Origin of the sequence: uncultured Gardnerella sp., from assembly GCF_947280595.1 — a bacterium.
GTDB lineage: Bacteria > Actinomycetota > Actinomycetes > Actinomycetales > Bifidobacteriaceae > Bifidobacterium > Bifidobacterium vaginale_A.
The window spans coordinates 1-15,283 of sequence record NZ_CAMYOS010000004.1 but is presented as its reverse complement, the minus strand read 5'-3'; the positions used below and the strand labels follow the sequence as shown (position 1 = coordinate 15,283).

Here is a 15,283-nt window from a genome sequence, read left to right as displayed (position 1 = left end):
ATTTAGGTTTTTACTTCAGTGCTTGTTTCAGTGTTTTACTTCCTTAGGTTTTCTCCGTGGTTACAAGCATTGATCGCGGTCTTAATCTATTGTCTGAATCGTTGTTGTTTCGGATAGAATCTTTAGGTCTTGGTTCTTTAAATAATTTGCTTTGAAATGCTGATTTTGCTAATTATATCTTTATTATTCGTGTAATTTAGTAAAAATTTTATGTAATCATGTTATGTATATGGTTTATGTGTAAAATTTACATAAGTTTTTTCATATTCCAATAGTGTTTTGTTAATTTTTGTAAAGGTAAAATTATGCAAATTTGGAGAAAGAAGTCAGTTGAGCAGACGCTTGCTGAAACAATGGAGGGTGGAAGACGCCTTCGTCGTACTTTAAACGCATGGGATTTAGCAGTTATGGGTGTTGCTGTGGCTGTTGGAGCAGGCATTTTCTCTGTAGGCGCGCAAGCTGCAGCATTCCACGCAGGTCCTTCAGTTATTATCAGTTTTATTATTGCTGCAGCTGTATGTGGAACTGCTGTAATGTGTTATGCGGAATTTGCTTCAATGATTCCTGTAGCTGGTTCTGCTTACACATTCACTTACACTACCGTTGGTGAGCTGATTGCTTGGATTATTGGTTGGGATATGATTTTAGAGATGCTTATGGCATCATCTGTTATTGCAAAATATTGGGGTGTTTATCTAAACGAATTCATGAATCTTTTTGGGATTCCTTTTGGCACAACAGTGAACTTTGGTTCTATTAAATTTGATTTTGCGCCAACTGTTATAGTAATTTTCTTTACAGTCATGCTTGTTATTGGTACTAAACTTTCAGCTCGTTTTGATGGTGCTCTTACAATATTGAAAATCGGTATTGTGTTGTTTGTGGTTGTTGTAGGTTTCTTTTATATTAAAGCGTCTAATTTTACTCCTTTCATTCCTCCTGCAACTGATTTGTCTAAAGTAAAGGGAATACATGAGCAGGGTGAGTTTATGCAACCTCTGTGGCAGTGGGTTACTGGAATGAAGCCACAAACTTATGGTATTGTTGGTATTCTTTCCGGAGCCGCGTTAGTCTTCTTTGCGTTTATTGGTTTTGACATTGTTGCTACTACTGCTGAAGAAACTAAAGAACCTCATAAGAACATACCTCTTGGAATATGCCTTGGTCTTCTTTTAGTTACAGTTCTTTATATTTTGGTTGCTATAGTTACAACTGGTATGGTCCCTTATAGTGAGCTTGCTTCAATTGATTCTCCTTCGTTATCTTCGAGTTTTAAATTTGTTGGAGCTGTTTGGGCTGCAAAAATCATATCTTTTGGAATTGTAATAGGTTTAACTACTGTTGTTATGGTGCTATTGCTTGGTCTTACGCGTATTATATTTGCAGTAAGTCGCGATGGTTTACTCCCTAGAGGACTTTCTAAAGTTGGTAAGAATGGAACTCCTGCAACCATACAAATTATTTCTGGTGTAGTAGTTGCATTAGTTTCTTCTGTATTAGATATTTCAATACTTTCAGACATGGTTAATATTGGTACGCTGTCCGCATTCTTGCTAGTTTCTATAGGAGTGCCAATTATGCGTATGCGCAGACCGGATTTGCATCGTACTTTCAAAGTTCCGGGCAATCCTTGGCTTCCAATTATTGCTGCTATTTCTACTTTGTGGCTTATGTTGAACCTTTCTGTGCTAACTTGGGTGAGATTTATTGTTTGGCTTGTTATAGGTTTTGTTGTTTACTTCGCATACTCATATAAGCATTCCATCTTAGGTAAGCAAATTAGACTAGCTAAAAAGATGGGTGTTCCTGTTGAAAGCCTTATTGCAAAGAATGCTATTTCTGCACAAAATGAGTTACAAAGTGAGCAGACTTCGCAAAGTGAGCAGACTTTGCATACTTCGCAAACTTCGCAGACTTCGCAAAGTGAGCAGACTTTGCAGCCTGAGCCAACTTCGCAGATTGAAGAAGACTAAGCAGTGTCAGCAAAGCGATTTGCATACTGATCTGACTTTTTACGGAGAGTCTTTGTAGTCCTTCATTTGTTTTCTGGGGTATAATAGCAAGGTTGGCATTTTAACTTTATTAAGATGCCAACCGCTTATATTAGTTGTTTTGCGTGCTAGTTGTTGTGCGTGCTGTTGTCAGTTTGCAATTAAAGGAGTACTCATGGCTTATGTTATAGCAGAACCTTGTGTTGATGTTAAAGATAAGGCTTGTGTTGATGAGTGCCCTGTTGATTGCATCTATGAGGGAGATCGAACACTTTACATAAACCCTAATGAGTGTGTTGATTGCGGTGCGTGCGAGCCTGTTTGCCCTGTAGAAGCAATTTTTTACGAAGATGACGTTCCTGAAGAATGGCAATGGTATCGTGATGCTGCTGTTGATTATTTCAATAAGCTTGGTGATTTAGGCGGAGCTACTGATGCTGGTGCTTCAGGTTGGGATGAACAACGTGTTTCTGAACTCCCTCCTAGAAAGTAAGAGCATTCGTATTTTCATATTCCTAAGTTTGCTATATTTTCTCCATACTTTTCTTTAACTTCGTCAAGTACTTGTTCTGCACGTCTTATTCGCGTTAATTTATTTGAGTTGTTTATTTTACGTGCGCAACTTGTACCAGTTTTGCCGTATGTTTTGGTGGCATTATTTGTATTGTAATTGCTTTTCGTATCAGAATTGCATCTTGTATCTGTAGCATTATTTGTGCTTGCTGTATTGCTTGTATTTGTGGCGTTTGTTGAGCTGTGTAATGTTATTGATACCTTTCTAGTGGATTTATTTTTATTCAAATTGGAACTGTGGGCATGGTTATCCCTTGTTTGAGCGTTGTTATTAAAAGTCGGCTCGCGGTTTTCTTTTTCATATATGTCGTCTATTGACGGCTGAATGGGGGTGTGTTTGCCCTTCCTCAAATTGCTAACACTTACTCCCGCGAGCCGAATTGGACTTAATAATCGCGTTTTTGATTTATTTCTTTTGCTTTTCAGCTCATCTTCACTTTTATAGTCATTTAGTTGCTCTCCTTCTTTTTCTTTTGACATAATTTCTTTATATTGAGTTTCTCTACTATTCTTTTCGCGTGACAAGTAAGAAGGTATATGTTGAGAAACATCAGTAGCGTCAAATGCTGTGTTTTTTATTTGTGGGTTTATTGCATTAAGTAGCTCTGTTACTTGCTTATATAACTCATATGCAACATCTGTTGCGTTTCGCATAGTTCGCGAACGAGTCACGTAATGCAAATTACCGAATCGTAGCTTAAGTGTTACTGTATATGCCACTAATTCGTGTTTTCTAAGTGATCTTGCTACTTCATTGCAACAGTATCTAAGAAGTTTACTTACTTCTTCAATGTCAGTAGTGTCATAATCAAAAGTTCTTTCTGTACCAATTGATTTTTCTGTAGCATTATTGACTATCTGCCGTTCGTCAATTCCGTGTGCTGATTGATATAGCATGTGCGCTGAACTATAAGAACCAGTTATATGCTGAAGAGTTTCTTCGCTAACCGTGCGCAGAGAATAGATGTCGTTAATACCCCATGCTTTTAATGAACGAGATATTGATGAACCAATTCCTGGTATGGCTCTCAAAGGCATAATTGATACAAAATTTGCATTTTGATTTTCAGGAATCAATAGCATTCCGTCAGGTTTTGCATTCGTTGAAGCCATTTTTGCAATAAGCTTATTTGACGCAATACCTATTGAACAAGTTAAATGAAATCTGCTCTCAGTTTCATTTCGTATCCACCTTCCTATTTCTATAGGCGTACTCCAGCGAAGCATTGCTGAATGTACGTCCATATAACATTCGTCGATTGAAACTTTCTCTATCTGATCAGTAATCTTGCAGAAAATTTCGTCAAAAATTCTGCTTGAAATAAACTGATAATATTCCATGTCAACTGGAAGAAAAATGCCATCTGGACATAGCCTACGTGCTTTAGCTGTTGGAATTGCTGAATTAACGCCGTACGCTCGTGCTTCATAGCTTGCCGCTGAAACTACAGAACGTGGACCATCCCCAACTATTACAGGTTTTCCTTTCAGTTCTGGGTGCCGCGCAATCTCAATAGATGCATAAAAAGCATCCATATCAATATGAAGTATGTTGCAGTTAGAGGTGTCGTGCCCCCAATCACGCTTTGCTGCAGATACTCTTGGTGTGGTACTCATAATGCAATGATAGAACAAGTGTTCGATTATTGCATCTTTTTATTTTATCAGCGTGTTGAAGTCATTTCGTTGGGAATTTAACGATTTTCAATTTTTTAATATTATAAAAAGAATTTTTTGTTACGAAGTTCTTACAATTTGTTCGAAAGTTTCAATCTATATTCATTGTCATATTCATTGCTATATGAATGTAATAAAATCATTTAACAAAGTTTTGTGTAATAAATAAGTATTAACTTCGTGTACTGTTATCAGTATGAAACAATTCTTGGTGAACCTTCTTAACCGCATGCCAGTTATATTGATTATAATTTTTGAAGCAACAATGGTTTATATTGCAACATCGGTTGCAAAAGTGGCTTTTAGTCAATTGGATCCGTTGTATGCAGTGTGGTATCGCGTTGGTTTTATGACGCTGTTTCTTCTTGCTTGGAGACGTCCTTTTTCTCGCAAAAAGCGGCAATTTATGCCAAAAACTTTAAAACAGTGGGGAATTGTTGTTGCGTTAGGTGTCTCACTAGTTTTAATGAACACTATGTTTTATGTTGCAATAAGCTGTATGGCTGTTGGAGTTGCTGTCACCATTGAATTCGTTGGTCCGCTGCTTGTTGCTGTTATAACAGGAAGAACTTGGCGCGAAAGAATTGGAATTGTTATTGCTGCTTGTGGTATAACTTTGCTCGCTGTAACGTCTATGAAAGATGGTTCTAGCCCTCATTTTCTTACTGGTTTGATTGCAATTCTCATAGGTGGCTCAATGTGGGGATTATATATTGTTTCAGGTCGAGCTATGGCTAAAGGCAAGAATGCAATTGATAGAGTTAGTGTTGCTACTTTAATAGGTTGGTTATTGCAATCAACAGTTTTAGCTATTCCTGCAGTTTGTCATGTTATATGGCCTAAACCTGGCGCAACTTGGGCAGTTGGATCGTCTGGAGCATTGAAACTTATAGCATTGATGATTGTAATCGCTACTTGCGCATCGTTTTTCCCTACTTTATTGGATCAAGTTTTATTAAAGCGTGTAACATCAGCAAAATATTCAGTTATGCAAGCATTGTATCCTGCAATTGCAGCTATTGTTGGTATTGGTTTTGGTGAAATACCAACGTGGATTGATGTAATTGGTATGGGATTGGTTATGTTTGCAGTCTTCATAACTTTTTCTGGAGATCACCAACCTGCATAACTGTAAAAATTATGTTGGTGTGTCGTTGTTGACTTTTCACAGTCCGCAAGGGGTGATATAGTAGCAACTCGTTGCGTTATCGAATGGTAAAGCAACTGGAGTCATGCCTGAGTGGCCGATAGGGGCACCCTGCTAAGGTGTTAGTTGCGCAAGCGGCTCGAGAGTTCGAATCTCTCTGACTCCGCGTTTAGGGTTTCTAGCCAATCGCTAGAAGCCCTTTTTTCATGCCGAAAACCCTTGCAATGTCCGGTTATAGGTTAAAAGACCTATAGTCCAATTTTTTACAAATTTTATTTAATTATTTTGGGAAATAACCCTTATTTTCTAATTATTCTCTAATTTCATGCAAATGTGTATAACTTACGTGAATGATTTTATAGTTTTCATATGTTTTGAACTTCTGACCACATTGATGATTTTTTATTTACATATTTAAATCTTGCGTTCATAGTTATTTCATGAGCAATTTTGCTCAAGGTGATAGTAGAGTGCTATCGCTTAAGGGTTGGGTTAAGGAGTTTCTTATGGGGAAGCATAGTATAAGAAAGAATGCAATAAATGTGTATACTAGGTGGGTTCATTTATGTTCTCTCTTAGTAGCATTTGCATTTATTTTAGTTAGTGTTATGGGATTTAGAACTGCTTTTGCTAATGATAAATATCCGAGTTATACAATTAAATCAGGATCTTATAATGGCTTAACTGTTTCCGAAAATGCAAGTATTATTGGCATTATAGATAAAGTCGATTATAAACCTGTTTATTGCATTGAAATTGGTAGTCCTTATAAAGTGTATGACGGCAAATGGGTAACTGTTCCAAGCTACACAAGATATGCAACTACTATTGCAAAGTTAATTCAATATAATGAAGATGACATGAGTGTTGAAACTCAAGGAAGTATAGCTTATGAAATACATAATCGTTTTGATGTGAACCCTGATTTATGGGACAAATATAAAGGTTTAGGTTTTGTTGAAATCAGTAATTCAGATTTAATGAAGCAAGCAAACAATTTGTGGGAATATGCTGAGCAAAAAGTAGCAGAAGACATTAGAATAGAAAATCATTACACAAACGGTAAAAGAGCTGGTGTTTTGAAAGTTGCTGTTCTTAATAATCGTTATGGAACACGTTATGTTGATGGTGCTCATTTTAAGATTGAATCTACGAATAAACTTGTTCATTTTGATTACGGTAATACACAAACATTTGAAGGTACTTCTAAAGATGATGAGATATCGCTTCCTTGGACAGCAGATGGCGATGGAAAAGCTAATTTCAAAGTGTATATTGAAGAGCCTTATTTAGAGAGATGGGAATCTTCAGGACAAGATGTAATTCGTTATGGTGGATACAACTGGGTCGAAAAAAAATCTGTTGAATTCGATGTTCAAAAGCATCTTATTGTAAAACTTTCTTCTGAAATGTTGACAAAAGAATTGCATGTTGGCGATTTAGTTGTAAATAATGTTTCTTTGTCTACTTTAGGCTTTGATGATTGGATTGAAGGTATGAATGTGCTTGCAAAAGGCTACTACTTTGTAGGTGATAGCAAGAACATTCTGAAACAGTTTAAGCCTGAAAAAGATGAAACTGCATCTAACTATGTCAATAGATTAAGAGGGACGGGATCTTTACGTCAGGTTGCTGCAGCAGAAGCTAACTTTACTAATGCTCGTCAAAAAATAGCGGTTGTTGCAAAGAAAGCTAATGGTGATCTTACATCTAAAGAGTTGGATGAAGCACCACGCTATAAAGTAGATGAGAACGATGCTGGAATGTTTGGATCTTGGGTTTGGGTGATATCTTTAAGCGATCAAAAAGATCCAGCGAAAAGCGATGAAGAAAATAAAAATAAATTAGATTGGTTTACAGGTGATTATATTGATGGACTTGGCGGATCTGTATATTCTGCTGTACATCAAGGTAAAGCAAAAATATTCCATGATTCTGTTGTAAAACAGAATGTTGTTGGATTAGGTGAAGATATTGTTGGAACTGTTAGCGTTGGCGGTTTACCTAAGGATTATGGTGATTTTTCTGGCAACGAAGAATATGGTTTCAATAGTGACGCTAAAGCTCACATACGAGTGTGGTGGGCTGGTGACGGTGGCGATAATCTTGTGCGTGGCGCAAATGATAAGTATCGCCCTGGAGCTGAAGGAGAATCTAAAAAAGCTGAACCTAAAGAAGATAGCCATCATCATTTGATTGCTGATTGGGAAGTTCCTGCTAAAAATGGTGTTTACACAATTGGTGGTGGAAAGATCAGATTTAGGTCTGCTGAAGAGTTGGATAAAAATAAACCAGGTGAAGTTATTAAAGATATTATAAACATTCAAGCAAATAAAATAAGTAATTCTGGATGGTATGTATTTGTATATAGTTTCCCTGGATCTTCTAGAGCTAGAGCGTTTAGATCTGATTACGATGATGTTTGGAATAGAACGCTTGTGGAACCTGTTAGTCAAGAAGAACTCAATCCTGCTTCTATTACTACTGATGTGAGTTCTAGTATGATTGTTGCAGGAGAGAAATTCCATGATACTGCTCACATCGTTGGCAATGTTCCAAGAGGAAGTTATGTGCTATTTAATGCGTATTCTCATACCAATGTTGTAGATCCTACTGTGCAAAAAGGTAGTGAGAGTACGAATTCATCTGGATCTAATCCTAATGGTTCTAGTAAAGATAATAAAGTTGTAAATACTGTTTCACTTGATTCTAATTCAGAAAGCAAATCAGATACAGTTAAGCAATTGATGATAGATAAAGGTGAGCGAATTGTTAAGCAAAATCGTGTGAATATAACTGATGAGCAAGCTGATAATAGTTCAAAAACTCAAATTGATGTTGATTCTGTAAGCGTATCGGTTTCGCACGGTGCTACTGTTTATTGGAAAGCAGAATTATATGATTCAAGAGGTAAGCCTTTGGCTTCTCATGCTCTCGGCGTAGAAAATGAAACTGTACATGTTGTTTCTGATCAAATTGGTAGTAAGTTAGACAATAAAACTCACTCTGTTGGAGAACCAATTCGCGATACAGTGTTCATTTCAGAACCTTTGCCTGAAGGATCTTATGTTGAATTTACAGCTTGGGATGCAGTTGATGGTGCTCATAGTGATTCTGATACAGTGATTCTCGATCATCGTAGAGTAAATATACCTAAAGAAGCTGTTGAACATATTAAAAAAGGTGGAAGTATTACTGTTGTAAGTCCTCAAGCTCGCGCATCTCGTGAAGGATTAGTTTATTGGAAAGCAGAGCTTTTTGATTCAAGTGGGAAACCAATAGTTCGAGGTAGGAATAATGGAGAGCCTCATGTTAAAAAGCCTGAAAATAATGATCCTAGTAAAGAAAAAGAGCATGAATCAGGAAGTGTAACAGTTGTGAATAATCCTGATTCTGGAAGCGTAACAGTTGTGAATAATCCTTCTGGTAAAGAGAATAATCCTTCGAAGCCTGGTTCTACAAGTGGAAGTGGAAGTGGTTCTACAAGTGGAAGTGGAAGCGTTTCTGGTTCTACGAATACTGGAGGTTCTTCTAGTGGTGTGACTACTGGTGGAACTGGTGTTGTTTCTGGTTCTACAACTGGAACTGGTAATTCAACTGGTGGAACAACTGGAGGTGCAACTGGTGGAGCAACTGGAGGTGCAACTGGTGGAGCAACTGGAGGTGCAACTGGTGGAGCAACTGGAAGTACTGGAGATACATCTAGTGGTAGCACTGTAAATGGTGGAAATGCTGGTGTTAAGCCTGGTTCTTCTGGAGTAACTACAAATAATCCTTCTTCTGGAAGCACTAATCCATCTGGTGGATCTGTGAGCACAGGTGACAATAAGAATAATGGATCTGAGAATGGTGGATCTAAGGGTCAAGATAAGAAGAATCCGCAAGCTAACACAACTGATCCTAATAAAGCTATAGGTTCAACTGATGTGCATGATTCTAAAGGTGATAAAAAGTCTGGTGAAGGAAATAAGGGTGAAGGGTCATCTGAAAATACGGATACTGGATCTACGTCAGAAAATAACGGTGGTTCTACAACAACAGTTAATGTGATTGGTTCAGATAAAGATAAAGGTAAGACTGTAACAGTAAAAGATATTGCAAATATTGTTGATCATAATAACAATGTAGACAAGAAAGAAAATAAGATTAGTGATACTGATTCTTCATTAGATGTGTTTAGTCGTAACATTCATCTTTTGAATTCTATATTGCAAAATAGTTCTTTTGGTGAAGTGAGTGAAAAATCAAAATTAGTGAAGAATTTAGATAAAACTAAGCAGATTTCGTTTAAATCTAATGATAAAAATGCTTATTCTGACGATTCGTCATATGAAAATGAACTAGATAAAAGTAATTCTTCTTTAGCTCATACAGGTTCGTCTTTAAGCGTTGTTGTGATTATGATGTCAACTGTATTGATGTTATCTTTAGTTTTATTGTTAAGCAAATTTAATGCAGATGAGAAGCGCAGAAATATGAGAAGAATCTTAAGATTGCGTCATTATAAAATGTGCTGATATTTATCTGTAGATAAAAATTATATAGAGTGTGAGTTTGCTTCTTCATATATGAATCATATTGTGTCGGATTAAATCCGTTAGCAGTAATTGTTTTGCTATTTCAATATGAATCGCATGTATATTCGTGTGCGGATTTTATAAGTAATTCATAATACAGGATTATGAAGTTGAGCGTATGTTGCGCGTATGAAGTGTATGGATAGTATTGATTGCGTGTATCGCTTGATTTGTACGAAATTTATAAAAATAGCGCGTTTTCAATATGAAGGAGCAAACTCCATAAATTTTACTAATTTACTAGAGAGTATTGTTTTTCAAATACTTTTTGAAAATAAGAGAGGAATTGATATGAATAAATAATTTTATAATTTGTTACATTAAAATAATAGAAAAATTTGTTGTGTTATATAAGTATTTTGTTGTATTTTAATGTAAAATTGTTTGTATTTGTTGGAAATTTGTTGTTATTTTGTGGTGTTGTGTAAGAATATTTATAAATTCGTTTATAAGTATCTTATATAAAAAGTCTTGGTTTAGCTAGTAAAAAGTGGTACGGTGAAAATGTTGTGTTGATTTCTTATGAAGATGTCATTTATTTGTTTCACATTTACTAAATGTTGGAGTCTTATATGAGCGAGTACAATATTGACAAAAGTAAAATGATGATTCGCTTGCATCGCATTTGTGGTCAGGTTCAAGCTATAGAAAATATGATTGAAAATGACGCATATTGTACTGATGTTTTGATGCAACTTTCAGCTACAACAGCAGCGTTGAGATCTGTAGCTGTATTAGTTGCTCGCGCTCAAATAAGCGAATGTTTAGAAGATGTGTCTTATAGCGATAATGCAGAGCTATTAGATAAGAAAACTAGTGAAGTTATTAAAGTTGTGGATCGTCTAATGAAATACGATAAATCTTGAAAACTTTATTTTATAATGTGTAAACAAATATTTTTTAAGAATTTAACACGACTTTTAATCTGATTTTTAAATTTTATGAATATTATGCGCACAGTGATTGATACGCCACAATCTCCATCTCATGATTCTTTGATAGACAAGAAATCTGAATTTATAGCAAATGCTTGTCATGTATCTGATTTAGATGAAGCAATGTTATTTGTGCAATCCGTGAGGATGCAACATCCTAAAGCTCGTCATGTAGCTTATGCTGCTATATGTGGAGATAAAAATGGATGCTTATCTGAAAGAATGAGTGACGATGGTGAGCCTTCTGGAACTGCAGGAAAACCTATTCTTGATGTTATTCGTTCCTCTAATTTGACTGACACTGTTGTAACAGTAACAAGATATTTTGGCGGAATTTTACTTGGATCTGGAGGACTTATAAGAGCTTATTCTAGGTCTGCTGCAAGTGCGATTTCTTGTGCGAATATTAGAGATATCGTTGAATGTAAAAGAGTTATGTGCAATATTTCTTATCAACAATTGCGCATGTTTAAGAATATTCTAAGCAAGTATGATGGGATAGTTGAGAGGGAAGAATATGGCGAATTTATACGTATAAATATGCTGATTCCAACGAAAAATATTGAAGAATTTGCGATAAGTGTAAGAAATGCTTTTTCTGATGCTATTTTGCTTGAACAACTAGGAGATGCTAATAGCATTTCATAGTTTTAGTTTTCTAGAGTTAGTTTTCTAGTTTATGTTTCGTGTTTCAGTATGTTTTGCGCTTGAAATGCACTTTGTTACATCATGAGTTTTGTTACAGCATTCTTTTGCGTTTCATTTATACATATCTATTGCTACGCGTGTTGAAGTATCGGCTGATTTGCTAATGAAGTTACAATGAATTCTTGAGTTAATGAATTTATAATCTGTGCTCTAGTTTTATAAAAGGCGGTGAATAACAATGGATTCTAAGCTAGATAATGAGGATTCTCATGGTGAAGATGAGAGTGATGATGCTGTTGCTAAAGATGCAATGTCTAATACTAATAGCAGTGATTACGAGCCATTGACGGCAGTTTATGAGCATCTTCGACATTCTAAAAATTCGCAAGAGCTTCATGAGTTTGCTACTAGGCAATTGCCTGATCGAAGCAATCAAGCAGATTTTTCTCGTGCAACAGCACTTCTTGAAGCTGTTGCAGGGAATGCTAATACGCCTGAAGAAGATCGTATAAAATTAGCTAGTACAATGCCATTTCCAAACATTTTGGTAAAACTTTCTGAAGATAAGTCAGACGAAGTGCGTTTCGCTGTTGCACAAAATCATAATGTGAAGAATTGGTTAGTTGGTCGTCTTACTAAAGATACTTGTGCAAAAGTCCGTGATGCTGCTCTATGCAATCCTAAAGCATCGTGGAAAATGAGGCTTGAAGGTGCGCAAACTGAAGGAGTTAGTGCTTCGACTTTAGATTATCTTGCATCTCTTGGAGTTTCGTCTATTGAGGATGCGCCAGTGGTTCTAGCTGCAATGGTTAGGAGGGCAGTTGCTCTTAATCCTGGTGTTTCGCAAAAAACGCTTTTAGATTTGTGTAATGACAAAGCTATTGACGTTGCTTTAGCTGCAAAAAGTCGTTGCAAGTCTAAAATTTAATAAATCTAAAAATGCAACAATGTAATAAATCTAAAAATATAGTCAGATTGTAAAAATGTAAGCAAATTACAAAAGTAGTTTTGTAGAAGTTACTTATTTTGCGATTTGTAAAAGTTACTTATTTGAAAATTTAAAATCAAACTATTTTAAAATGTAACCTATTTGTAAAAGTTGCTTTGTAAAATAGTGCGATGTAAATACTCTCCTCACAGATAACGATGGAAAATATGAACAATAAAGTAGAAGAAGAAGTGTCAGTGTTGCCTCTTACTCAACTTGCTGAGTTGATGGGTATTGGTATTCATTTCGTGGGCGCTGACGGCGTAGAGCATAATACCGATGATGACGTATTGAAATCAGTTCTAGATGCTTTAGGCGTTGACGCACATGATGATGAAGCTATTGATACTTCTATTAAGAATATTTTATCTGAACGTCATACTCGTCTTGTTGCGCCAACTGTGTTGCATATTGTTGGTAAGGAAGACACTGTAAAAATAAATACGGGTATTTTAGAGTATCCAACTGCTCAAATTATCTTAGAAAATGGCGAACAGTATAAAAGTGAATTATCAATCGAACCTAATAACAATGATGTTGCTTTCCCTGTGAATGGTACGTTTGTTGCTACATCGTTATTAAAGATTCCAGCTGATTTGCCTATGGGATATCACACTCTTAGAATCTCTGTAGCTGATCGCACGGAAGAGTCTACGTTAATTAGCGCTCCAGAACGCATTGAAACGTTAGATTCTATTGAATCTGATGGAAAGCAAATCTGGGGATGGATGGCTCAGCTTTATTCGATTCGCTCCTCTAAGTCTTGGGGTGTTGGCGATTATGCAGATTTAGCTAAATTACTAGTTGAAGCTAAGGAAAAGACTGGTGCTGATTTCGTATTGGTAAATCCTTTGCATGCGAGCGAGCCGGTTGCTCCATTAACTCCATCGCCTTATTTGCCTATTGCAAGATCGATGCTGAATGTGACTTATATACATCCAGAAAGTATTCCTGAGTATGATTCTTTAGATGAGTCAGATAAGAATACTATTAGCCAATTGCATTCTCAAGTAGAGCAGTTAAATAACGATTCGCAAATTATTGACAGAGATTCAATGTGGCGTGTAAAAATGCATGCACTGTGGATTATTTTCAAATCTGGGCTTAGTGAAACGCGCGCGAAAGATTTTGAAGATTTTAAGCGTGCTTATGGCGAACGACTTGAGAGCTATGCGACTTGGTGCTTGTGCTACGACAAGTGGGGAGCTCCTAAAGGTAAAGATGATTGGGAATCTTGCTTAAATAAAGATTCTAAAGAAATTCGTGATTTAGCAGAGCGTTTCCCAGATACTTTAGAATTCTATCGTTGGCTTGAGTGGGTTGCCTTCACACAATTGCATGATGCTCAAGTTGCTGCTAGAAAAGCTGGTATGCGTATTGGAATTATGTCTGATATGGCAGTTGGAGTGCATCCAGCAGGTTCTGAAGTTTGGTGGAATCCAGAGCGTTTTGCGCATGGCGCTTGCGTAGGTGCACCACCAGATTACTTTAATCAGAATGGTCAGAATTGGTCTCAGCCACCTTTGCATCCGTTAGAGCTTGAGCGTACTGGATTCAAGGTTTACAGGGATATGGTTCACGGCATGTTTGCTTCTGCAGGTGCTGTGCGAATAGATCACATTTTAGGATTGTTCCGTTTGTGGTGGATTCCTGAAAATTCTACGCCTAAGAATGGTGCTTATGTGTACTATGACGCGGATATTATGCTTGGTATTTTAGCTATAGAAGCGACTCGTGCTGGCGGAGTAGTAGTCGGTGAAGATCTTGGCGTACTTCCTTCTAACGCAATTGAAGTTTTAGCTAAAAAGGCTGTGCTTGGTTGCACAGTTGAATGGTTTGAAGCTCGAGATGGCGTGTTCCGCAATCCAAGTAAGTGGCGTGAGATGACACTAGCGTCTGTAAATACTCATGATTTGCCGCCAGCAGCTGGATATTTGCGCTATGAGCATGTTGATATTCGTGAGCGTTTGCATTTGCTTACAGGATCTGTAGAAGATTTCCGTGCAGGTGCTGTTGCAGAGCATAATGCTATGTTGAAGATGCTTATTGAAGGTGGATTCTTAGATAAGAAGATTGCTGAGAATGAGTCTGAACATGAGCAAGATATTGTTGAAGCGCTGTATCGTGCTTTGAAAGCTGCTCCATCTAGATTGTTGGCTGCTTCAATTGTGGACGCTACTGGTGAGCGTCGTTCTCAAAATCAGCCTGGAACAAGTGATGAGTATCCGAATTGGCGCATTCCGTTAGCAGATGGTGACGGAAATCCAGTGTCACTAGACAATCTTTTTGATTTGCCTAGAGTGCAATCGCTTGCAAAAATCATGAATGCTTAAAAATTTGTATACGAATCATAAAATTAAATTAAGTGTTTAAGTGCTTGGGCGCTTGGGTGCTTTGGAGCTTAAGTGTTTGGGTGCTTAAATACTTGGATGTGAATATATGAATTTTTAGTATGACATTTGTAGTTTGTGCAAAATGTGCGCTGGATATAGTCTATAAATATCTTCTAAACAAGAAGATTTGTTATAGTCTTTAGCTGGCGATATACTTGCAGATTGTTGTGTTTCCCTAAGGGGTCCTTCAAAGCGCTTTTCCCACTCGCCATCGAGGACTTTCAGGGAGCCCACGGATTATGAGCAATAAACTTTCACAAGGTGATTGTTATAAATTACGTTCATCTAATGAAAGTGAAGCTCGAAACACAATAGAGAAAAGGTACGATTGTGAAGACTTTCACACCGAAACCA

8 protein-coding genes, 1 tRNA gene and 1 pseudogene are annotated in these 15,283 nt (G+C 36.8%); 9 read left to right on the top strand and 1 reads right to left on the bottom strand.

The window, feature by feature from the left end:
* The first annotated feature begins 305 nt into the window (after positions 1-305).
* Both Q0X59_RS02045 and fdxA read left to right on the top strand, forming a co-directional pair.
* Positions 306-1,973: an amino acid permease gene (locus tag Q0X59_RS02045; RefSeq protein ID WP_103043465.1), complete on the top strand. Its 1,668-nt coding sequence runs from the start codon at positions 306-308 to the stop codon at positions 1,971-1,973.
* Positions 1,974-2,166: 193 nt separating this feature from the next.
* On the top strand, positions 2,167-2,484 hold the full coding sequence (gene fdxA / locus Q0X59_RS02040; protein ID WP_103043466.1) for a ferredoxin: 318 nt from the start codon (positions 2,167-2,169) through the stop codon (positions 2,482-2,484).
* A 374-nt stretch (positions 2,485-2,858) separates the two neighbouring features.
* Here the strand turns inward: fdxA and dinB are convergent.
* Positions 2,859-4,181: pseudogene (gene dinB, locus Q0X59_RS02035) on the bottom strand (DNA polymerase IV); the annotation flags it as partial.
* A 256-nt stretch (positions 4,182-4,437) separates the two neighbouring features.
* On the opposite strand from dinB, the gene Q0X59_RS02030 reads away from it, so the two are divergent.
* The 7 genes from Q0X59_RS02030 to malQ all read left to right on the top strand — a co-directional run bounded on the left by Q0X59_RS02030 (position 4,438) and on the right by malQ (position 14,869).
* Positions 4,438-5,370: an EamA family transporter gene (locus Q0X59_RS02030; protein ID WP_297642827.1), complete on the top strand. Its 933-nt coding sequence runs from the start codon at positions 4,438-4,440 to the stop codon at positions 5,368-5,370.
* A gap of 97 nt (positions 5,371-5,467) precedes the next feature.
* Positions 5,468-5,554, top strand: a tRNA-Ser gene (locus Q0X59_RS02025).
* 340 nt (positions 5,555-5,894) lie between these two features.
* Entirely contained in the window at positions 5,895-9,905 is a 4,011-nt protein-coding gene (locus Q0X59_RS02020; RefSeq protein WP_297642825.1) for a hypothetical protein, read from the top strand.
* A gap of 632 nt (positions 9,906-10,537) precedes the next feature.
* Positions 10,538-10,831 carry a metal-sensitive transcriptional regulator gene (locus Q0X59_RS02015; RefSeq protein WP_075523726.1) on the top strand — a complete coding sequence of 98 codons (294 nt, stop codon included), beginning with the start codon at positions 10,538-10,540 and terminating at the stop codon, positions 10,829-10,831.
* Positions 10,832-10,906: 75 nt separating this feature from the next.
* On the top strand, positions 10,907-11,548 hold the full coding sequence (locus Q0X59_RS02010) for a YigZ family protein (RefSeq protein ID WP_297642824.1): 642 nt from the start codon (positions 10,907-10,909) through the stop codon (positions 11,546-11,548).
* 310 nt (positions 11,549-11,858) lie between these two features.
* Positions 11,859-12,476, top strand: coding sequence for an AbrB family transcriptional regulator (locus tag Q0X59_RS02005; protein ID WP_082266285.1), 618 nt, complete (start codon positions 11,859-11,861; stop codon positions 12,474-12,476).
* Positions 12,477-12,703: 227 nt separating this feature from the next.
* Entirely contained in the window at positions 12,704-14,869 is a 2,166-nt protein-coding gene (gene malQ, locus Q0X59_RS02000) for a 4-alpha-glucanotransferase (RefSeq protein WP_297642823.1), read from the top strand.
* The last annotated feature ends 414 nt before the right edge of the window (positions 14,870-15,283 follow it).

Coding starts and splice junctions, on each gene's coding strand:
- Q0X59_RS02030 (WP_297642827.1), top strand. CDS start 4,438: ATGAAACAATTCTTGGTGAACCTTCTTAACCGCATGCCAGTTATATTG.
- fdxA (WP_103043466.1), top strand. CDS start 2,167: ATGGCTTATGTTATAGCAGAACCTTGTGTTGATGTTAAAGATAAGGCT.
- Q0X59_RS02010 (WP_297642824.1), top strand. CDS start 10,907: ATGAATATTATGCGCACAGTGATTGATACGCCACAATCTCCATCTCAT.
- Q0X59_RS02015 (WP_075523726.1), top strand. CDS start 10,538: ATGAGCGAGTACAATATTGACAAAAGTAAAATGATGATTCGCTTGCAT.
- Q0X59_RS02045 (WP_103043465.1), top strand. CDS start 306: ATGCAAATTTGGAGAAAGAAGTCAGTTGAGCAGACGCTTGCTGAAACA.
- Q0X59_RS02005 (WP_082266285.1), top strand. CDS start 11,859: ATGTCTAATACTAATAGCAGTGATTACGAGCCATTGACGGCAGTTTAT.
- malQ (WP_297642823.1), top strand. CDS start 12,704: ATGAACAATAAAGTAGAAGAAGAAGTGTCAGTGTTGCCTCTTACTCAA.
- Q0X59_RS02020 (WP_297642825.1), top strand. CDS start 5,895: ATGGGGAAGCATAGTATAAGAAAGAATGCAATAAATGTGTATACTAGG.